Below are 19,486 nucleotides of genomic sequence, written 5' to 3' on the forward strand. Positions count from 1 at the left end.
GACAACCGGCGCACCCGGCGGACCCAGCAGCGGGGAGCAGACTGACGACGTGCCCAACCCACCCCGACTGAGCGACCTGTCCGGCTCGCAGGAGGCCGACACCGGCACCCTCCGGTCCCGCGGCCGCCGGTTCACCGAACTGCTGTCGATCGCGAGACGCCACCGCCTCGTCCCGTTCCGTCGCCTCGACTTCTCGCACGACCCGGCCACCGCCGACCTGCGCCGCAGCCAGGCCGAGCACCTGCGCCGTGCGCTCGAGGAAGCGGGCGGCGGGTTCGTGAAGATGGGCCAGCTGCTCTCCACCCGCGACGACCTGCTACCGGAGGAGTGGACCGAGGGACTCGCCCACCTGCAGCGCAACGTCACCGCCGCCCCCGCCGACCAGGTGCTCGCCCTGCTCGAACAGGAACTCGGCGCACCGGTCGACCAGGTCTTCGCGTCCTTCGACCCGGTGCCCGTCGCCGCGGCCTCGATCGCCCAGGTCCACCGCGCCCGCCTGCCCGACGGCACCGCGGTCGCGGTCAAGGTGCAGCGTCCCGGCATCGACGCCGCCGTCCGCCGTGACGTCGACATCGCGCTCCGTGTCGTCCGCTTCATGGCGCGCTGGTCGACCGAGGCCCGGCAGGTCGGCGTGCAGGACGTGGCCGCGCAGTACGCCGACGACCTGGTCCGCCAGGTCGACTTCGTCTCGGAGCTGCGGAACCTCACCGCCCTGCGTGCCGCACAGGCCCGCAGTGCCCGTCCGGACGAGGTCCGGTTCCCGGACCCGTACCCGGACCTGTCCGGGCGCCGCGTGCTCGTGATGGAGTTCCTGGAGGGCGACACGCTCAGCGCGATCCGCGCCGAGCGCGCGGACCGCGACCTCGACGGCCCGATGCGCGCGATCCTCCGCGCGTTCCTGCGACAGGTCGTCTTCGACGGCCTGTACCACGCCGACCTGCACCCGGGGAACGTCCTGGTGCTGCCCGACGGGCGGCCCGCGTTGATCGACTTCGGATCGGTCGGGAGGCTCGACCCGACCCTCCGGGACACGGTCCAGGACCTACTGGTCGCCTACCTGCAGGACGACACCTCGCGGATCGCCGATGCGGTCCTGCGGATGGCACCGGTGCGCGACGCGCACGACGAGCCCGACTTCCGTCGGGACATCGCGCGCTTCGTCGCGGACGAGCTCGGACCGGGCGCGCGCATCGGCGTCGAGACGGTCGACGACGCCGTCGAGGTGTTCGGGCGGTACCGGCTCAAGGCGCCGCCGGACTTCGTCGCGGCCGCGCGGGCGCTGGCGATCTTCGAGGGCACGCTCCGCACGCTCGCGCCGTCGTTCGACCTGCTCGAGGAGTCCCGCGGGCTCGCCCGTGAGCAGATCACCGACCAGCTGCGCCCCGGCAAGCTGCGCGACCTGGCGGCGAAGGAGCTGATCGGCGTCGTGTCCGCGGCCCGACGGCTGCCGCGCCGGGTCGACCGGATCGGCGAGGCGATCGAGACGGGCAAGTTCACCGTCAACATCCGGCTCTTCGCAGACCGCCGCGACCGCGAGCTCGTGTCCGGCATGATCCGGCGCATCCTGCTCGTGCTGCTCGGCGCCGGTGCCGGCATCCTGGCGATCGTCTACCTGGCACTGCCCGCCCGCCCGGACGCGGCGATCTCGACCGCGGTGGCCGGGGCACTGCTCGGGGGAGCGGCCGTGGTGCTGCTCGGCTGGGCGGCCATCGACTCCTGGCGCGCCCGGCGACGGCGCTGATGGCGACGGTCGGGCGTCCGCTACACTCGTCCGGGGCCAGCGCGGCCCGAAGACCTTTCACAACACGACCGAACGGGACACCGAAGACTCATGGCCAGTACCACTGACATCAAGAACGGCGCCGTTCTCATCATCGACGGCCAGCTGTGGTCGGTCGTGGAGTTCCAGCACGTCAAGCCCGGCAAGGGTGGCGCGTTCGTCCGCACCAAGCTGAAGAACGTCGTCTCCGGCAAGGTCGTCGACCGCACCTTCAACGCCGGTGCGAAGATCGACACCGCCGTGGTCGACCGCCGCGACTACCAGTTCCTCTACGAGGACGGCGACTCGTACGTGTTCATGGACACCGACACCTACGACCAGATCCCGGTCTCGGCGACGGTCGTCGGCGACGCGAAGAACTACCTGCTCGAGTCCGCGATGGTCACCATCGCGATGAACGAGGGCAACCCGCTCTACGTCGAGCTCCCGACGTCGATCGTGACCGAGGTCGAGACCGAGCCGGGCCTGCAGGGCGACCGCTCCTCCGGTGGCACCAAGGACGCGACCATCATCGCGACCGGCCACCGCATCCAGGTCCCGCTCTACCTCGAGAGCGGCACCACGGTGAAGATCGACACGCGCGACGGCAGCTTCCTCGGCCGCGTCAACTCCTAGGCGACGTCCGTATGAGTGCTCGTTCGAAGGCCCGCAAGCGCGCCCTCGACATGCTGTACGTGGCCGAGGTGCGTGAGCTCCCGATCACGGACGTCCTGGCGACCGAGACCGTCCGTCACCTGGACCAGCCCGAGCGTGCCTCGAGCTGGGACTACGCACGGCAGATCGTGACGGGCGTCGACGACGCCCGTCACGAGATCGACTCCGTCATCATCGACCACGCCCAGGGGTGGTCGATCGCCCGGATGCCGGTCCTCGACCGCTGCATCCTGCGGATGGCCGTCTGGGAGCTCCGGTTCAACCCGGAGGTGCCGGACGCCGTCGCGATCGCCGAGGCCGTCGAGCTCGCCCAGTCGCTCTCGACCGAGGACTCCGCGGGCTTCGTGAACGGTGTCCTCGGAGCCGTCGCCGGCGGTCGTGCACCGTCCGGTCGGACGGTCGCAGGGGACCAGGAGTCCCGCTAGGCTTGTGCACGTCAGCATCCTTTAATGCCGTCCAGTGAGGCGGGGAAGGGGGTCGACGTGGGTACCAGAACGGTCCTGCAGCAACCCGACATCGCGCGCGCTCTGACGCGCATCGCACACGAGATCCTCGAGGCCAACCACGGCGGCTCGGACCTCGTCCTCCTGGGCATCCCGACCCGGGGCGCCGTGCTCGCCGAACGGCTGGGCCGCGTCCTGGCGGACATCGAGCCCGAGTGGCAGTCCGCGCGGGCGGGCATCGGATCCGAACGAGTCGGCACGCTCGACGTGACCATGCACCGGGACGACCTCGGGCACGGCATCGGTCGTGCCCCGCACCGCACGGTGATCCCCGCCGGCGGCATCGACGGCAAGGTCGTCGTGCTCGTCGACGACGTCCTGTACTCCGGTCGCACGGTCCGGGCAGCGCTCGACGCCCTGCAGGGGATCGGCCGGCCGCGCGCCGTCCGGCTCGCCGTGCTCGTCGACCGCGGCCACCGCGAGCTGCCGATCCGCGCGGACCACGTGGGCAAGAACCTGCCGACCGCATCGGACGAGCGGGTCACCCTGCACCTGTCCGAGACCGACGGCGACGACACCGTGTTCATCGAGCAGGGGGTGGCGTGATGCGGCACCTGCTCTCCACCGCCGACCTGTCGCGCGACCAGGCCGTGCACATCCTCGACGTCGCCGAGGAGATGGCCGAGGTCAACACGCGCGAGGTCCGGAAGCTCCCGGCCCTGCGCGGCAAGACCGTCGTGAACCTGTTCTTCGAGGACTCGACCCGCACGCGCATCTCGTTCGAGGCCGCGGCGAAGCGCCTGTCGGCCGACGTCATCAACTTCGCGGCCAAGGGCTCGAGCGTCTCCAAGGGCGAGTCCCTCAAGGACACCGTGCAGACCCTCGGCGCGATGGGCATCGACGGCATCGTGATGCGGCACGGCTCGTCCGGTGCGCCGCGCGTGCTGGCCGACGCCGACTGGATCGACGTCCCCGTGGTGAACGCCGGCGACGGCACGCACGAGCACCCGACGCAGGCGCTGCTCGACGCCTTCACCATGCGCCGTCGCCTGCACGGTGCCGGCTCACGTGGACAGGGCCTCGACGGCGTCCGGGTCCTGATCGTCGGCGACGTGCTGCACAGCCGCGTCGCCCGGTCGAACGCGTGGCTGCTCCGGACCCTCGGCGCGAGCGTGACCTTCGCCGCACCGCCGACGCTCCTGCCCGCCACCACGACCCCGTTCGGGGCCGCGGTGCACCACGACCTCGACGCCGCCCTGGCCGAGGACCCGGACGTCGTCATGACGCTCCGGATCCAGCAGGAGCGGATGGACGACTCGTTCTTCCCGAACCCGCGCGAGTACACGCGGCACTGGGGCCTGACGGCTGCGCGGTTCGCGCGGCTGTCCGAGCGCACGCTGATCATGCACCCCGGTCCGATGAACCGCGGGCTGGAGATCGCCGGCGTCGCTGCCGACGACCCCCGTTCCACCGTGGTCGAGCAGGTCGAGAACGGCGTCTCGGTCCGCATGGCGGTCCTCTACCTGGCCCTGACCGGCACCGAACCGAAGGAGTCCGCAGCATGACCGCTCACCTGATCCGCGGCGCGCAGCTGGTCGACGGCTCGCGCGCCGACATCCGACTGCAGGACGGCCGCATCACGGCGATCGGCTCCGGCGTGGACGCGAGCGGTGCCACGGTCGTCGACGCCGACGGGCTCATCGCCCTGCCGGGTCTCGTCGACCTGCACACCCACCTGCGCGAGCCCGGTCACGAGGAATCCGAGACGGTCCTCACCGGCTCGCGCGCCGCGGCGGCCGGAGGCTTCACCGCCGTCAACGCGATGGCGAACTCGAGCCCGGTCGCCGACACCGCCGGGGTCGTCGAGCAGGTGCAGGCACTCGGCGACGACGCCGGCTACGTCACGGTCCGCCCGATCGGCGCGGTGTCGCAGGGGCTGCAGGGCACGCACCTGTCCGAGATCGGTGCCATGGCGACGAGCAGGGCGAAGGTCCGGGTCTTCTCGGACGACGGCTCGTGCGTGTCCGACCCGCTCCTCATGCGCCGCGCACTCGAGTACATCAAGGGCTTCGGCGGGGTGCTCGCGCAGCACGCGCAGGAACCCCGACTCACCATCGGCGCGCAGATGAACGAGGGCCGCCTGTCGTCGGAGCTCGGGCTGGCGGGCTGGCCGGCCGTGGCGGAAGAGGCGATCATCGCCCGCGACGTCCTGCTCGCCGACCACGTGGGCGCGCGGCTGCACGTCTGCCACGTGTCGACCGCCGGGAGCGTCGAGGTGATCCGCTGGGCCAAGTCCCGCGGCATCGACGTCACCGCCGAGGTCACCCCGCACCACCTCGTGCTCACCGAGGACCTCATCGCCGGGCACGACGGCGCCCCCGGGTACGACGCCCGCTACAAGGTGAACCCACCGCTCCGGGCACGCGAGGACGTCGACGCCCTGCGCACGGCCCTCGCCGACGGCACCATCGACATCGTCGCGACCGACCACGCACCGCACACCGCCGAGGCGAAGTGCTGCGAGTGGCCCGCGGCGGCGAACGGCATGGTCGGCCTCGAGTCGGCGCTGAGCGTCGTGCAGTCCGCCGTCGTCGCGTCGGGCCAGCTGGACTGGGCCGACGTCGCACGGGTCCTGTCCGAGGCGCCCGCGCGCATCGGCCAGGTGGAGGGCCACGGCCAGCGACTCGCCGAGGGCGCGCCCGCCGAGGTCACGCTCTACGACCCGTCGGCCAGCCGCGAGTTCGCGGTCGCCGACCTCGCCGGACAGTCGCAGAACTCGCCGTACCTCGGCATGACCCTGCCCGGCCGGGTCGTCGCGACGTTCCACCTGGGCGCGCCGACGGTGCTCGACGGCCGCCTGGTGGACGCCGACACCGTGGCCGCGCACGCCGCGGCGCTCCGGACGGGGGCGCGCGCATGAGCGGCGACGCCGCGCGCTGGCTGCTCGGCGGGGTGATCCTGCTCGCGGTCGCCGCGCTGTTCGTCGCCATGGCGCGCACCTGGCGGACGCGGACCAGGAAGCAGGCGGAAGCCGTGCCTCCCGTCCCCGTCCCGACCACGGTCGGACCGGAAGTCGGGTCCTGGGACGGTTTCTCCGTCGCGACGACCCGTGCTGACCAGCCGCTGGAACGCATCACCGCCGGCGGACTCGGGTTCCGGGGTCGCGGCGGCGTGCGCGTCCACGCGACCGGGGTGGTCTTGCGACTCGCCGGCGCGGACGACCGCTGGATCGCACGTGCTGCGGTCCGCGGTGCCGACCGCTCGACGTGGGCGATCGACCGGGTGGTCGAGCCCGGGGGACTGGTCCGTCTGCGATGGACGGCGACCGGCGCCGCAGGTGCGACGGACCTCGACACGTACTTCCGGTTCCCGGAGGGCGACGCAGCAGCGCTGCTCGCCCTGCAGGGACTGACCGAGACCGGGCCGCAGGCGACTGCGGCCGATGCTCCGCGAACCGCGGGCGAAGGGAAGAAAGCATGACACGCGAACGGGCCGTCCTGGTCCTCGAAGACGGCACCCGGTACGACGGCTGGGCCTACGGCGCCCGCGGGCGCACGCTCGGCGAGGTGGTCTTCGCGACCGGCATGACCGGCTACCAGGAGACGCTGACCGATCCGTCCTACGCCGGCCAGATCGTGGTGCAGACCGCACCGCACATCGGCAACACCGGCGTCAACGACGAGGACCCCGAGTCCCGTCGCATCTGGGTCGCCGGGTACGTGGTGCGCGACCCCAGCCGCGTGGTCTCGAACCACCGCGCGAACGCGTCGCTCGACGACCACCTGGTGCGCGACGGCATCGTCGGGATCTCCGGCATCGACACCCGCGCCCTCACGCGCCGGATCCGCGACGCCGGCGCCATGAAGGGCGGCGTGTTCAGCGGCGCCGACGCGACGCTGTCGGAGTCGGAGCAGCTGGACGCCGTCCGGTCGCAGGCCACGATGGCCGGCGCGAGCTTCTCGGCGATCGTGTCCACCCCGGAGACCTACGTCGTGCCGGCCGAGGGCGAGCAGATCGGCCGACTGGCCGTGCTCGACCTGGGCGTGAAGGCGTCGACCACCCGCTACCTCGCCCAGCGCGGCTTCGAGGTGCACGTCGTGCCGCAGGACATCTCCGCTGCGGCGCTCGAGGAGCTCGCACCGGACGCCCTGTTCTACTCGAACGGCCCCGGCGACCCCGCCGCGTCGGACGCCCAGGTCGAACTGCTGCAGGGCAGCCTGCGGACCGGGCGTCCGTTCTTCGGCATCTGCTTCGGCAACCAGCTGCTCGGCCGCGCGCTCGGCTTCGGCACCTACAAGCTGCCCTTCGGGCACCGCGGCATCAACCAGCCGGTGCTCGACACCACCACGGGCAAGGTCGAGATCACGAGCCAGAACCACGGCTTCGCGGTCGACGCTCCCCTGGGGCAGGTCCTCGAGTCGCCGGCCGGGTTCGGCCGCGTCGAGGTCTCGCACTACTCGCTGAACGACGACGTGGTCGAGGGCCTGCGGGCGCTCGACGTGCCCGCGTTCAGCGTGCAGTACCACCCCGAGGCCGCCGCCGGTCCGCACGACAGCATGTACCTCTTCGACCGGTTCGCGGACCTGGTGCGCGCGCGACGTGACGGGGAGCCGCTCGACGCGGCCACCGCCGACGCGACCACTCCCGCAGCAGACATCACCAAGGAAGCGAACTGATGCCCAAGCGCGCAGACATCAACTCCGTCCTCGTCATCGGTTCCGGCCCGATCGTCATCGGTCAGGCCGCCGAGTTCGACTACTCCGGCACCCAGGCGTGCCGTGTCCTCCGTGCCGAGGGCGTCCGGGTCATCCTCGTCAACCCGAACCCGGCGACGATCATGACCGACCCCGACTTCGCCGACGCGACCTACATCGAGCCGATCACGAACGCGTGCCTCGAGGAGATCATCCGCATCGAGAAGCCGGACGCCGTCCTGCCGACGCTGGGTGGCCAGACCGCCCTGAACGCGGCGATCGCGCTCGACGAGGCCGGCATCCTCGAGAAGCACGGCGTCGAGCTCATCGGTGCCAAGGTGGACGCCATCCAGCGCGGTGAGGACCGCCAGCTCTTCAAGGAACTCGTGCTCGAGTCCGGCGCCGACGTGGCCCGGAGCCACATCGCCCACACGCTGGAAGAGGCGAAGGAGTTCGCGAAGGACCTCGGCTACCCGCTCGTCGTCCGCCCGTCCTTCACCATGGGTGGTCTCGGTTCGGGCTTCGCGTACGACGAAGCCGAGCTCGTCCGCTTCGTCGGCGACGGGCTGCAGTCCAGCCCGACGACCGAGGTCCTGCTCGAGGAATCGATCCTCGGCTGGAAGGAGTACGAGCTCGAGCTGATGCGCGACAACTACGACAACACCGTCGTCATCTGCTCCATCGAGAACGTCGACCCGGTCGGCGTGCACACCGGCGACTCGATCACGGTCGCCCCGGCGCTCACGCTCACCGACCGCGAGTACCAGAACATGCGCAACATCGGCATCGACATCATCCGTCGCGTCGGTGTCGACACCGGTGGTTGCAACATCCAGTTCGCCGTCGACCCGTCGAACGGCCGCCTGATCGTCATCGAGATGAACCCGCGCGTCTCCCGTTCGTCGGCCCTGGCGTCGAAGGCCACCGGCTTCCCGATCGCGAAGATCGCCGCGAAGCTCGCCATCGGGTACCGCCTGGACGAGATCCAGAACGACATCACGAAGGTGACCCCGGCCAGCTTCGAGCCGACGCTCGACTACGTGGTCGTGAAGACCCCGCGCTTCGCGTTCGAGAAGTTCCCCGCGGCGGACGCCACGCTCACCACGACGATGAAGAGCGTCGGCGAGGCGATGGCCATCGGCCGCAACTACGCGACGGCGCTGCAGAAGTCGCTGCGCTCGCTCGAGAAGCGCGGCTCGAGCTTCCACTGGGACACCCCGGCGGCGGAGCTCGACAAGGACGCCCTGCTCGCGAAGTCGTCCATCCCCACCGACGGCCGGATCGTCACGGTGCAGCAGGCCCTGGTCGCCGGCGCCACCGCCGCCGAGGTCTTCGAAGCCACGAAGATCGACCCCTGGTTCATCGACCAGATCGTGCTCATCAACGAGGTCGCCGCCGAGGTCGCGGCCGCCGACGAGCTCGACGCGGACACCATCCGCTGGGCCAAGGAGCACGGCTTCAGCGACACCCAGATCGCGGCGCTGCGCAGCACCCCGGAGCACCCGGTCAGCGAGCAGCAGGTCCGCGACGACCGGCACGCCCTCGGCATCCGCCCCGTCTTCAAGACCGTCGACACCTGCGCCGGCGAGTTCCCGGCCCTGACGCCGTACCACTACTCGTCGTACGACGCCGAGACCGAGGTGGTCGCGAGCGACCGCAAGAAGGTCGTCATCCTGGGCTCCGGCCCGAACCGCATCGGCCAGGGCGTCGAGTTCGACTACTCCTGCGTGCACGCGTCCTTCGCGCTGAGCGACGCCGGGTTCGAGACGATCATGATCAACTGCAACCCCGAGACGGTCTCCACCGACTACGACACCTCGGACCGTCTGTACTTCGAGCCGCTCACGGCCGAGGACGTCCTCGAGGTCATCGAGGCCGAGGCGGCGTCGGGCGAGCTCGTCGGCGTCGTCGTGCAGCTCGGCGGGCAGACCGCCCTGGGCCTGGCGAAGCCGCTCGAGGCGGCGGGGATCCCGATCCTCGGCACCAGCCCGACGGCGATCGACTCCGCCGAGGAGCGCGGCCAGTTCTCCGCCATCCTCGACGCCGCGGGGCTGCTCGCGCCGCGCAACGGCACCGCCCACGACCTGGCGAGCGCGACCGCCGTGGCCGAGGAGATCGGCTACCCGGTGCTCGTCCGCCCGTCCTTCGTGCTCGGCGGCCGCGGCATGGAGATCCTGTACGACTCCCCGTCGCTCGCCGACTACTTCGACCGGATGGCCGACCAGGCGATCATCGGCCCGGAGCTCCCGCTGCTCGTCGACCGGTTCCTGGACGACGCGGTGGAGATCGACGTCGACGCGCTCTTCGACGGTGAGCGGCTCTACATCGGCGGCATCATGGAGCACCTGGAAGAGGCCGGCATCCACTCCGGTGACTCCGCGTGCACCCTGCCCCCGGTCGGCCTCGGCCGCGCCGAGATCCAGGGCGTCGTCGACGCGACCGAGAAGATCGCCCGCGGCATCGGCGTGCAGGGCCTGCTCAACGTCCAGTTCGCCATCGGCGCCGGCGTGCTCTACGTCCTCGAGGCGAACCCGCGCGCCAGCCGCACGGTCCCGTTCGTCTCGAAGGCGCTCGGCATCGCGCTGGCCAAGGCCGCGTCGCGCATCATGACCGGCACGAGCGTCGACGAGCTCGTCGCCGAGGGCATGCTGCCGGCCCGCGACGGGGCGTTCGTCCCGATGGAGGCCCCGGTCGCCGTCAAGGAGGCCGTCCTGCCCTTCCGCCGCTTCCGTACCCGCGAAGGTCAGGTCGTCGACTCGGTGCTCAGCCCCGAGATGCGCTCCACCGGCGAGGTCATGGGCATCGACCGCGACTTCCCACGGGCGTTCCTCAAGTCGCAGGACGCCGCGTACGGCGGCCTGCCGACCAGCGGCACGGTCTTCGTGAGTGTCGCGGACACCGACAAGCGCGCCATCGTGCTGCCGGTGCACCGCCTGCAGCAGCTCGGCTTCACGATCATCGCGACCGAGGGCACGGCGGAGATCCTCCGCCGCAACGGCATCGAGGTCGGCATCGTCGGCAAGTACAGCCAGGGCGGCGAGAGCGTCGTCGACCTGCTGACGCGCAACGAGGTCGACATCGTCATCAACACGCCGTCGGGTGCCGCCGGTCGTGCGGACGGGTACGAGATCCGAGCGGCCACGGTCGCAGCGGACAAGCCGCTGTTCACGACGATCGCGCAGATCGGTGCGGCAGTCGCGGCGATCGAGACGATCGGCACGCCGCTCAACGTCCGGAGCCTGCAGGACTACGCGCGGGAGCGCGCCACCTGGTGAGCGAGGGGCAGACGGGAGGCCCGGCCTCCTTCGGTGATCGGCTCGCGTCCGCGATGCGCGAGCGTTCACCGCTCTGCGTCGGCATCGACCCCCACGCCACCACCCTGGCGGCGTGGGGGCTCGGCCGCGACGAGCAGGGCCTGACGGCCTTCGGCGCGGCCCTGGTCGACGCGGCCGCCGGCCGCGCGGCGATCGTGAAGCCGCAGATCGCGTTCTTCGAGGCGGCGGGGGTGGCGGGCTACCGCGCGCTCGACGCGACGATCCGTCGTGCACGTGATGCGGGCCTCCTGGTCGTCGCCGACGTGAAGCGCGGCGACATCGGGTCGACCGGTGACGACTACGCACTCGCGTGGCTCGACCGTGACGGGCCGTTCGCGGCCGACGCGATGACGGTGTCGCCGTACCTGGGCTACGGCTCGCTCAGCGGGACGGTCGACGTCGCTCGGCGGAACGGTGCCGGGGTCTTCGTGCTCGCCGCGACGAGCAACCCGGAGGCGCGGGTGCTGCAGACCGCGGTCCTGGCGGAGGGCCCGCGTGCCGGGCGGTCCGTGGCTGCCGGTATCGTCTTGGACGTGGCAGACGACAACCGGGCCGCGGGCGACCAGGCCCTCGGCGACGTCGGGCTCGTGCTCGGCGCGACCCTTCACCTCGACGACTTCGGCATCGACGCGGACGCGATCGACACCGCGCCGGTGCTCGCCCCGGGCTTCGGTGCCCAGGGCGCCCGGATCGAGGACCTCCGTGCGCTGTACGGTGCGCGCGCCGAGCAGGTGCTCGTGAGCGAGTCGCGCGGTCTGCAGACCGACGGTCCGGACGGGGTCGCGGCACTCGTGTCCGACCGCGCCGACCGGATCCGCGCCGCCCTCGGAGCCGCAGCATGACCACCGACGGCGACCGCACCGGCGGCGACCGCTCCGACGGCACCGACCTGCCGGCCCACCGCACCCCACCGGAGGTCGACCGCGTCGCGGCGGCCCAGGCGGCGGTCGCCGCGCGACGCGCCCGGGCCGCGGTGAAGTCCCAGGTCGCGTCGGGGGAGCGCTCGGCACTCGAGGTCGCTCGATCGGCATGGGACGACGCCCTCGTCGACACGACCTCGGCGGAGCGCTCGCTCCGGGTGCGCGACCTGCTCGTCAGCCTGTCCGGCATCGGTCCGGCGCGTGCCGAGTCGATCATGGGCACCCTGCGCATCGCGCCGTCGAAGCGCCTCGGGGGCCTCGGCACCCGGCAGCGCACGGCCCTGGCCGACTGGCTCGCCGCGCGCGGTCGCAAGCGCGGTGCCTCGAAGCTCGTCGTCCTCGCCGGGCCGACCGCCGTCGGCAAGGGAACGGTGAGCGCGTACATCCGCGAGCAGTACCCGGACGTGAACCTCAGCGTCTCCGCCACGACCCGGAAGCCCCGCCCGGGCGAGGTCGACGGCGTGCACTACTACTTCGTGGACGACGCCGAGTTCGACCGGATGATCCGCGAACGCGAACTGCTCGAGTGGGCCACGGTGCACAACTCGTACCGGTACGGCACCCCGCGGCCGCCGATCGACCGAGCGCTCGACGCCGGCGAGCGGGTCATGCTCGAGATCGACCTGCAGGGTGCTCGGCAGGTCCGTGACGCCATGCCCGAGGCCGTGCTCGTGTTCCTGCTGCCCCCGACGTGGGAAGAACTGGTGCGTCGACTCATCGGCCGCGGCACCGAGTCGCCCGAGGAACAGGCGCGTCGACTCGACACCGCGAAGGTCGAACTGGCCGCCCAGGACGAGTTCGACGTCCGCATCGTGAACTCCGATGTCGGCACCGCGGCACGACAGGTCGTAGACTTGTTCTCTGCGCCCTGACGGGTGCACCGACGACGAGGAGACTCCATGGCCAACCCCCAGGGCATCATCGACCCGCCCATCGACGACCTGCTCAGCAAGGTCGAGTCGAAGTACGCGCTCGTCATCTTCGCTTCCAAGCGCGCGCGTCAGATCAACGACTACTACGCCGACCTGCACGAGGGCTCGCTCTTCGACAACGTCGGCCCGCTCGTCGACTCGACGATCGACGACAAGCCGCTGTCCGTGGCTCTCCACGAGATCAACGAGGACAAGCTCACCGTCACCAAGCAGCAGCAGCCCTCCGACTGATCCCGGTGACTGCAGCTGCTCTGCGCCTCTTCACGTCCGAGTCGGTGACCGAGGGGCACCCCGACAAGATCTGCGACCAGATCTCGGACAGCATCCTCGACGCACTGCTCACGGTGGACCCGCACGCTCGGGTCGCCGTCGAGACGATGGTGACGACCGGCCTCGTGCACGTCGCCGGCGAGGTCACGACCTCGGGCTACGTCGAGATCCCCAAGCTCGTCCGCGACGTCATCACGGGCATCGGCTACAACTCGTCGGACGTCTCCTTCGACGGCGCCACGTGCGGCGTCGAGGTGTCGATCGGTGCGCAGTCGCCGGACATCGCGCAGGGCGTCGACGAGTCGCTCGACTCCCGCACCGGTGCGGTCGACCCGCTCGACCGTCAGGGTGCCGGCGACCAGGGCATCATGTTCGGCTTCGCGACCAACGAGACCCCCGAGTACATGCCGGTCGCGATCTGGCTGGCGCACCGCCTGGCCGAGCGTCTGGCCGCCGTGCGCAAGTCCGGCGAGCTGGCGTTCCTGCGCCCGGACGGCAAGACGCAGGTCACCGTCGGCTACGACGGCGTGGTGCCGAAGACCGTCGAGACCGTCGTCCTGTCGACGCAGCACTCGCCGAGCGTCACGCTGGAGCAGCTCACCGCCGAGATCACCGAGCACGTGATCCGTCCGGTGCTCGACCTCGTCGACCTCGACTCCTCGCACGTCGACGTCATCGTCAACCCGACCGGCCGCTTCGAGATCGGTGGCCCCCAGGGCGACGCCGGACTCACCGGCCGCAAGGTCATCGTCGACACCTACGGCGGGGCCTCCCGTCACGGTGGCGGCGCGTTCAGCGGCAAGGACCCGTCCAAGGTCGACCGCTCGGCGGCGTACGCGCTGCGCTGGGTCGCGAAGAACGCGGTCGCCGCGGGCCTCGCCGACCGGCTCGAGGTGCAGGTCGCCTACGCGATCGGCCGCGCGAAGCCCGTCGGGCTCTACGTCGAGACCTTCGGCACCGGACACGTCGACGACGCCACGATCGAAGCCGCGATCCGCCAGGTGTTCGACCTGCGTCCGGCCGCGATCATCCGCGACCTCGACCTGCTCCGTCCGATCTACGCGCAGACCGCGACGTACGGACACTTCGGCCGCGAGCTCCCCGGGTTCACCTGGGAGCAGCTCGACCGCGTCGAGGAACTCCGCGCCGCCGCAGGGCTCGTCACCGCCGCCGTCTGAGGCACCGCGTGACCACCGTCGCGCGCGTCGTCCTCGACTCGCCGCTCCCGCAGTTGGACCGTCTGTTCGACTACCGGGTGCCGGCCGAGCTCGAGGACGACTGCGTGCCGGGCGTCCGCGTGAAGGTCCCGCTCCGCACCGGGGCCCGGATGTCCGACGGCTACGTCGTCGAGATCGTCGACGAGGGCGACTACCCGGGTGAGCTCAGCGCGATCGAGACCCTGGTGTCACCCGTCCCGGTCCTGGCGCCGGAGATCTGGAAGCTCGCCCGCGCCGTGGCCGACCGTGCCGCCGGTGTGGCGTCCGACGTCCTCCGCCTGGCCGTGCCGACCCGCCAGGTCCGCGCCGAGAAGGCCTGGCTCGCGCGGGACACCTCGTGGTCCCCGCCCCCGGTGTCCGCACCGCCGGTGACCGGCTACACCCCGGGCATGCTCGAAGGCGTGATCGCCGAGCACGATCGCGCTGCGGTCGCCGCCGTTCCCCACCCGGTGGCGCTGGCCGGGCCCACCAGCGACGAGGGCGACGGCGACTCCGATCCGATCTGGGTGCCCGGCTGGGCCGCCACCCTCGCCCAGGCCGCCGCCCACACGCTGGCGAGCGAGCAGTCCGCCGTCATCGCCGTCCCCGACTTCCGCGACGTGATCGACCTCGAGCGCGCGCTGCTCGCGGTGCTGCCGCCGGAACGGGTCGTGCGCTTCGACGCCAAGCAGACGAACGGTCAGCGGGCCAAGGCACTGCTGCAGGCGCGGACGCACCCCGTCGTCGCGATCGGCAACCGCACGGCGGTGTACGCACCGGCGACCGACCTCGGGCTCATCGCGATGTGGGACGACGGCGACGCCTCGTTCATCGAGCAGCGCGCGCCGTACGTGCACACGCGTGACGTCGCCCTCGTGCGGGCAGCGCAGTCGGGTGCCGCACTGCTGTTCCTCTCGCACGCCCGCAGCACCGACGTGCAACGGCTCGTCGAACTGCACTGGCTGCAGGACGTCACGCCGTTCCGGGTGAAGACCCCGAAGGTCATCCCGACCGTGCAGCAGACCTCGGCCGAGGGGTACGCCGCGCAGGCACGCATCCCGAGCTCCGCGTGGCGTGCCGCGCGCGAGGCCAGCCAGCACGGCCCGGTGCTCGTGCAGGTCGCGAGCCCCGGGTTCGGCACCGGACTCGTCTGCGCGGAGTGCGGTGAGCGGGCGCACTGCCGCATCTGCGGCGGTCCGCTCGGCAGTCCGCACCGCGGTGCCACGCCGCAGTGCCGGTTCTGCGGTGCCCTCGCCGTGGGGTTCCGCTGCCCGACGTGCGGCAACGGCACCGTGAAGCCCGTGGGACAGGGCGCCCAACGCACCGCCGACGAACTCGGGCGGGCGTTCCCCGGCACCCGGATCGTGGTGGCCGACGGCTCACGCCCGCTCGACGAGGTGCCCGCGCGGCCCTCCGTCGTCGTCGCGACCCGTGGCGCCGAGCCGAGCGTGCCCGGGGGCTACGCGTGCGTCCTGCTGCTCGACGGCGAGAAGATGCTCGCGCGCGAGGGGCTGCGCGTGCAGGAGGACGTGCTCCGCTTCTGGACGAACGCCGCCGCGAAGGGTGCTCCCGGGGCCGAGGCGTACCTGGTCGGCATCGGCGGCAAGCTCGCTACGGCGATGGCGCTCTGGCGGCTCGACGGTCCCGCGCACGACGAACTCACCGACCGGCGCGAACTGCACTTCCCGCCGGCGGTCCGCGTGGCGACGATGACCGGCACCGACGAGGCCGTCACCGCCGCGGTCGAGGCCCTCGAGGGGGCGACCGCGGGCCCGGTGCTCGGCCCGGTCCCCGTCGAGGACGACGCCCTGCCGGGCACGGTCCGGGCGATCGTGCGGTTCCCGTACGCCCACGGTGCCGAGGTCGCGGCGACCCTGAAGGCCGAGGTCATCCGGCGGTCGTCGACCCGGCGGGTCCTGAAGGGCGGCAACCGGCGTCGGGCGGCACCGACGCTGCGGGTCCGGCTCGACGACGCCGAACCCTTCAGCGAGGTCTGACCCGCACCGGCCGTCGGGGCGGGGCCTCCGTGGCGGAGTTGCGCCGCGCCTCCCGGGCCGTGTGCCTTCGCACCTTGCGACGTTCCACGCGTCGATCACCTCGTGTTCTGTCGGCCGATGCGCACGCACCCGATGCGTGTGCACCTTCCGACGAACCACGCGTCGATCAACGAGTGGTTCGTCGCGAAACGAGTCCGCCGCGCAGCAGCGTCAGGCGCGCGCGGCCCGCCCACCGACGCGCGGGAACACCACGCCGAGCGCGACCATCCCGACCGCGAGCACGAGGTGCAGCCAGTTGTCCGCCCAGTTCAGCGGCACGAAGTTCGCGCCGAACGAGTGCCCGGCGGTGAACAGCCCGTAGACCCAGAGCACGAAGTAGACGACCCCGCCGAGCACCAGGTACATCCGCGACCCGGTGGCGTACCCCGCCGCGAGGACCCCGACGACCCCGAACAGCAGGTGCACGACGTTGTGCAGCACCGACACCTGGAAGACCCCGAGCAGCATCGCCATCGACCCGTGGCCGGCGCCCGCGAGCGAGCCGGACGTCAGCCCGGGCACGAACCCGGCGATCCCGACCAGCAGGAACACGACGCCGACGAGCAGCGCGACCTTCTGGATGCTGGACCCTGCGAAGCGGTCGGTGGACGTGGTGACATCGGACATGGGAACCCCTCTCGTGCTGTGCCGCAGACCGTACCCACCCGGCGCGGGCCCGGTTCGGGTCAGTCCACCGAGCGCGCGCGTGGGAGGATCGAACCCATGCGTCTCGTCGTCGCCGGCAGCCCCGCTGCGGCCGTCCCCACCCTCCGCCGTCTGGCGGCGTCCGACCACGAGATCGCCGCGGTCCTCACGCGTCCGCCGACACCGCAGGGCCGGAAGCGCGTCCTGACGCCGACACCGGTCGCGCAGGTCGCCGCGGAGCTCGGGCTGCCCGTCATCGAGGCCAGCCGCGTCGACGACGACGTCACCGCGCGCATCGCCGACCTCGACGTCGACCTCGGTGTCATCGTCGCCTACGGCGCGTTGCTCCGCCGTCCCGCGCTCGACGCCCCGCGCCTCGGCTGGGTGAACCTGCACTTCTCCGACCTGCCGGCGTACCGCGGCGCGGCGCCGGTCCAGCGGGCCGTGATGGCGGGGGACACCCGCACCGCCGCGTCGGTCTTCCAGCTCGTCGAGGCGCTCGACGCCGGCCCGGTGTTCGCGGCGGACCCGTTCGAGATCGACCCGGAGGCGACCGCCGGCGAGGTCCTCGCCGCCATGGCGGAGTCCGGTGCCGAGACCGTCGCCCGGGTGGTCGACGCCATCGCCGCCGGCACGGCCGTCGCGACCGAGCAGACCGGCGAGCCGACGCTCGCGCCGAAGACGACCATCGACGACGGGCGCATCGACTTCGACGCTCCGGCGGCGGTCGTGCACGCCCGTCTGCGCGGGGTCACCCCCGAGCCCGGCGCGTACGCCCACCTCGGCGAGACCCGCGTGAAGCTGCTCCGCAGCAACCGTCTGACAGGAGGCCCCGCGGACCCCGCCCCGCAGCTCGCGCCCGGTGCGCTGGCACTCCACGGCGGTCGGCTGCTGGTCGGGACCGGTGACACTCCGCTGGCGCTGCTCGAGGTGCAGCCGGCCGGCAAGAAGGCGATGGACGCCGCAGCCTGGGCCCGTGGCCTGGGCGAACTGGACGGGAAGGTCCTCGCATGAGCCAGCCGACGAACACCCGGGGCGCCCGCCGCGGTCCCCGTCCCGCGAACGCCCGTCGTGTCGCGTTCGACGTGCTCCGCGCCGTGCAGGTCGACGACGCGTACGCGAACCTGCTGCTGCCGACACGCATCCGTCGTGCCGGCCTCACCGCGCGCGACGCCGCGTTCGCCACCGAGCTCACCTACGGCTCGATCCGGATGCTCGGTCGCTACGACGTCATCATCGCGCTGGCGTCGGGTCGTCGGCCGGAGAACATCGAGGCCGACGTCCTCGACGTGATGCGGCTCGGCGCCCACCAGCTGCTCGCCATGCGCACCCCGACGCACGCCGCGGTCGACGCCACGGTCGAGCTCGCCCGCGAGGTCGGTGCCCGCCGTGCCACCGGCTTCGTGAACGCCGTGATGCGCAAGATCGCCGCGCGCACCGACGACGAGTGGGACGCGCAGATCACCGAGGGCCGTGGTGGCGACGCCCTGCTCGCCACGCGGTGGTCGCACCCGGTCTGGGTCGTCTCGGCACTGCGCGACGCCCTCGCCGCCGAACGCTCCCGCGACGAGCTCGCCGCCCTGCTCGCCGCCGACAACGCCGCGCCCCGGGTGCAGCTCGCGGCGCTGCCCGGGCTCGCCACCGACGAGGACATCGCCACCGCGACCACGCGCACGGTGCTCGACGAAGACGCAGACGACGACGCCGCGTTCGCCGACGCGACCGGCGCGGCGGACGTGCCAGCGGCCCTGGTACCCGCCGACGACGAACCGGAGGCCGACGGCGCGACCGGCACCGTGCCTCCCGTCCGGACCGCCGACCCCGTGCCGGCCGCCGACGCCCTGCCGGTCTCGCCCGTCGGGATCCGCGGCATCTCCGGTGACCCCGCGCGCGTGCCGGGCGTCGCTGCCGGGCGCCTGCGCGTGCAGGACGAGGGCTCGCAGCTCGCCGCCCTCGCGCTGAGTCGGTCGTCCGCGGTGCGCGAGGGCGAGCGCTGGCTCGACATGTGCGCCGGCCCCGGCGGCAAGGCCGCGCTGCTCGCCGCCGAGGCGCAGCAGGGTGGCGCGACCCTCGTCGCGAACGAGCTCGTGCCGGCACGTGCCGGACTCGTGCGGAACGCCCTCGGGGTGTTCGGCGACCACGTCCGCGTCGTCGAGGGCGACGCCCGGCGCTACGGCCGCGACGGCACCGGGATGACCTTCGACCGCATCCTGCTCGACGCGCCGTGCACCGGCCTCGGCGCCCTGCGTCGGCGTCCGGAAGCACGCTGGCGGAAGACCCCCGAGGACGTCCAGGAGCTCGCGGCACTGCAGACCGAGCTGCTCGACGCCGCGGTCCGGGTGCTCGCACCGGGTGGGACGCTCGCGTACGTCACGTGCTCGCCGCACCTGGCCGAGACGCGCGGGCAGGTCGACGCGCTGATGGGGCGGCACGGGGGAGTCCTCGAGCAGCTCGACACCGCGACGATCGTGCGGGGGGTCGCCGCGCGCGACCCGGAGATCGCGGACGGCGCGACGGCGCAGCTCTGGCCGCACCGGGTCGGCACGGACGCGATGTTCATCGCGTTGTTCCGTCGCGTGGGCTGAGGCCGTCGAGCGGGGCG

Annotated in this window: 17 protein-coding genes; 16 read left to right on the plus strand and 1 reads right to left on the minus strand. The window is 72.3% G+C overall.

The window, feature by feature from the left end; all coding sequences use genetic code 11:
- Positions 1 to 49 precede the first annotated feature (49 nt).
- The 14 genes from EDF33_RS13415 to EDF33_RS13480 all read left to right on the plus strand — a co-directional run bounded on the left by EDF33_RS13415 (position 50) and on the right by EDF33_RS13480 (position 16,200).
- Positions 50 to 1,741 (plus strand): AarF/UbiB family protein, encoded by a 1,692-nt coding sequence (locus EDF33_RS13415; protein ID WP_131879640.1) that lies wholly within the window; start codon positions 50 to 52, stop codon positions 1,739 to 1,741.
- A gap of 90 nt (positions 1,742 to 1,831) precedes the next feature.
- Entirely contained in the window at positions 1,832 to 2,395 is a 564-nt protein-coding gene (efp, locus tag EDF33_RS13420) for an elongation factor P (protein WP_111083909.1), read from the plus strand.
- 11 nt (positions 2,396 to 2,406) lie between these two features.
- Entirely contained in the window at positions 2,407 to 2,859 is a 453-nt protein-coding gene (gene nusB / locus EDF33_RS13425) for a transcription antitermination factor NusB (protein WP_123294314.1), read from the plus strand.
- A gap of 57 nt (positions 2,860 to 2,916) precedes the next feature.
- The gene (pyrR, locus tag EDF33_RS13430) at positions 2,917 to 3,483 is read left to right on the plus strand and encodes a bifunctional pyr operon transcriptional regulator/uracil phosphoribosyltransferase PyrR (protein WP_132100296.1); all 567 of its coding nucleotides are present in this window, start codon (positions 2,917 to 2,919) and stop codon (positions 3,481 to 3,483) included.
- Positions 3,483 to 4,442 (plus strand): aspartate carbamoyltransferase catalytic subunit, encoded by a 960-nt coding sequence (locus tag EDF33_RS13435; protein WP_132100297.1) that lies wholly within the window; start codon positions 3,483 to 3,485, stop codon positions 4,440 to 4,442. Before pyrR ends, EDF33_RS13435 begins: the two co-directional genes overlap by 1 nt.
- Entirely contained in the window at positions 4,439 to 5,797 is a 1,359-nt protein-coding gene (locus EDF33_RS13440; RefSeq protein ID WP_132100298.1) for a dihydroorotase, read from the plus strand. Before EDF33_RS13435 ends, EDF33_RS13440 begins: the two co-directional genes overlap by 4 nt.
- On the plus strand, positions 5,794 to 6,357 hold the full coding sequence (locus tag EDF33_RS13445; protein ID WP_132100299.1) for a hypothetical protein: 564 nt from the start codon (positions 5,794 to 5,796) through the stop codon (positions 6,355 to 6,357). Before EDF33_RS13440 ends, EDF33_RS13445 begins: the two co-directional genes overlap by 4 nt.
- Complete coding sequence (gene carA / locus EDF33_RS13450; protein WP_123937797.1) at positions 6,354 to 7,553, plus strand: glutamine-hydrolyzing carbamoyl-phosphate synthase small subunit; 1,200 nt, start codon at positions 6,354 to 6,356, stop codon at positions 7,551 to 7,553. Before EDF33_RS13445 ends, carA begins: the two co-directional genes overlap by 4 nt.
- Positions 7,553 to 10,846: a carbamoyl-phosphate synthase large subunit gene (carB, locus tag EDF33_RS13455; protein WP_132100300.1), complete on the plus strand. Its 3,294-nt coding sequence runs from the start codon at positions 7,553 to 7,555 to the stop codon at positions 10,844 to 10,846. Before carA ends, carB begins: the two co-directional genes overlap by 1 nt.
- Positions 10,843 to 11,727, plus strand: a complete 885-nt coding sequence (gene pyrF, locus EDF33_RS13460; RefSeq protein ID WP_279388063.1) for an orotidine-5'-phosphate decarboxylase — start codon at positions 10,843 to 10,845, stop codon at positions 11,725 to 11,727. The genes carB and pyrF overlap by 4 nt, the downstream gene beginning before the upstream one ends.
- A complete protein-coding gene (gmk, locus tag EDF33_RS13465; protein WP_243692448.1) occupies positions 11,724 to 12,677 on the plus strand; it encodes a guanylate kinase in 954 nt (317 codons plus the stop codon). The genes pyrF and gmk overlap by 4 nt, the downstream gene beginning before the upstream one ends.
- 27 nt (positions 12,678 to 12,704) lie before the next feature.
- Entirely contained in the window at positions 12,705 to 12,968 is a 264-nt protein-coding gene (gene rpoZ, locus EDF33_RS13470; RefSeq protein ID WP_114849971.1) for a DNA-directed RNA polymerase subunit omega, read from the plus strand.
- Positions 12,969 to 12,973: 5 nt separating this feature from the next.
- Entirely contained in the window at positions 12,974 to 14,185 is a 1,212-nt protein-coding gene (gene metK / locus EDF33_RS13475) for a methionine adenosyltransferase (RefSeq protein WP_111083919.1), read from the plus strand.
- Positions 14,186 to 14,193: 8 nt separating this feature from the next.
- On the plus strand, positions 14,194 to 16,200 hold the full coding sequence (locus tag EDF33_RS13480) for a primosomal protein N' (protein WP_123339708.1): 2,007 nt from the start codon (positions 14,194 to 14,196) through the stop codon (positions 16,198 to 16,200).
- Positions 16,201 to 16,410: 210 nt separating this feature from the next.
- Here EDF33_RS13480 and EDF33_RS13485 read toward each other — a convergent pair whose 3' ends face one another.
- Positions 16,411 to 16,866 carry a DUF4383 domain-containing protein gene (locus EDF33_RS13485; RefSeq protein WP_123294323.1) on the minus strand — a complete coding sequence of 152 codons (456 nt, stop codon included), beginning with the start codon at positions 16,864 to 16,866 and terminating at the stop codon, positions 16,411 to 16,413.
- 96 nt (positions 16,867 to 16,962) lie between these two features.
- On the opposite strand from EDF33_RS13485, the gene EDF33_RS13490 reads away from it, so the two are divergent.
- Positions 16,963 to 17,898 (plus strand): methionyl-tRNA formyltransferase, encoded by a 936-nt coding sequence (locus EDF33_RS13490; protein WP_132100301.1) that lies wholly within the window; start codon positions 16,963 to 16,965, stop codon positions 17,896 to 17,898.
- On the plus strand, positions 17,895 to 19,469 hold the full coding sequence (locus EDF33_RS13495) for a transcription antitermination factor NusB (protein ID WP_243692449.1): 1,575 nt from the start codon (positions 17,895 to 17,897) through the stop codon (positions 19,467 to 19,469). The genes EDF33_RS13490 and EDF33_RS13495 overlap by 4 nt, the downstream gene beginning before the upstream one ends.
- Positions 19,470 to 19,486: the final 17 nt, after the last annotated feature.

The organism is Curtobacterium sp. PhB146 (assembly GCF_004342995.1).
GTDB lineage: Bacteria > Actinomycetota > Actinomycetes > Actinomycetales > Microbacteriaceae > Curtobacterium.

What these genes read in the sequence shown, in the direction of transcription:
- carA (WP_123937797.1), top strand. Translation starts at nt 6,354, where the DNA reads ATGACACGCGAACGGGCCGTCCTGGTCCTCGAAGACGGCACCCGGTAC.
- gmk (WP_243692448.1), top strand. Translation starts at nt 11,724, where the DNA reads ATGACCACCGACGGCGACCGCACCGGCGGCGACCGCTCCGACGGCACC.
- nusB (WP_123294314.1), top strand. Translation starts at nt 2,407, where the DNA reads ATGAGTGCTCGTTCGAAGGCCCGCAAGCGCGCCCTCGACATGCTGTAC.
- efp (WP_111083909.1), top strand. Translation starts at nt 1,832, where the DNA reads ATGGCCAGTACCACTGACATCAAGAACGGCGCCGTTCTCATCATCGAC.
- EDF33_RS13445 (WP_132100299.1), top strand. Translation starts at nt 5,794, where the DNA reads ATGAGCGGCGACGCCGCGCGCTGGCTGCTCGGCGGGGTGATCCTGCTC.
- EDF33_RS13485 (WP_123294323.1), bottom strand. Translation starts at nt 16,866, where the DNA reads ATGTCCGATGTCACCACGTCCACCGACCGCTTCGCAGGGTCCAGCATC.
- EDF33_RS13435 (WP_132100297.1), top strand. Translation starts at nt 3,483, where the DNA reads ATGCGGCACCTGCTCTCCACCGCCGACCTGTCGCGCGACCAGGCCGTG.
- rpoZ (WP_114849971.1), top strand. Translation starts at nt 12,705, where the DNA reads ATGGCCAACCCCCAGGGCATCATCGACCCGCCCATCGACGACCTGCTC.
- carB (WP_132100300.1), top strand. Translation starts at nt 7,553, where the DNA reads ATGCCCAAGCGCGCAGACATCAACTCCGTCCTCGTCATCGGTTCCGGC.
- EDF33_RS13490 (WP_132100301.1), top strand. Translation starts at nt 16,963, where the DNA reads ATGCGTCTCGTCGTCGCCGGCAGCCCCGCTGCGGCCGTCCCCACCCTC.
- EDF33_RS13440 (WP_132100298.1), top strand. Translation starts at nt 4,439, where the DNA reads ATGACCGCTCACCTGATCCGCGGCGCGCAGCTGGTCGACGGCTCGCGC.
- EDF33_RS13495 (WP_243692449.1), top strand. Translation starts at nt 17,895, where the DNA reads ATGAGCCAGCCGACGAACACCCGGGGCGCCCGCCGCGGTCCCCGTCCC.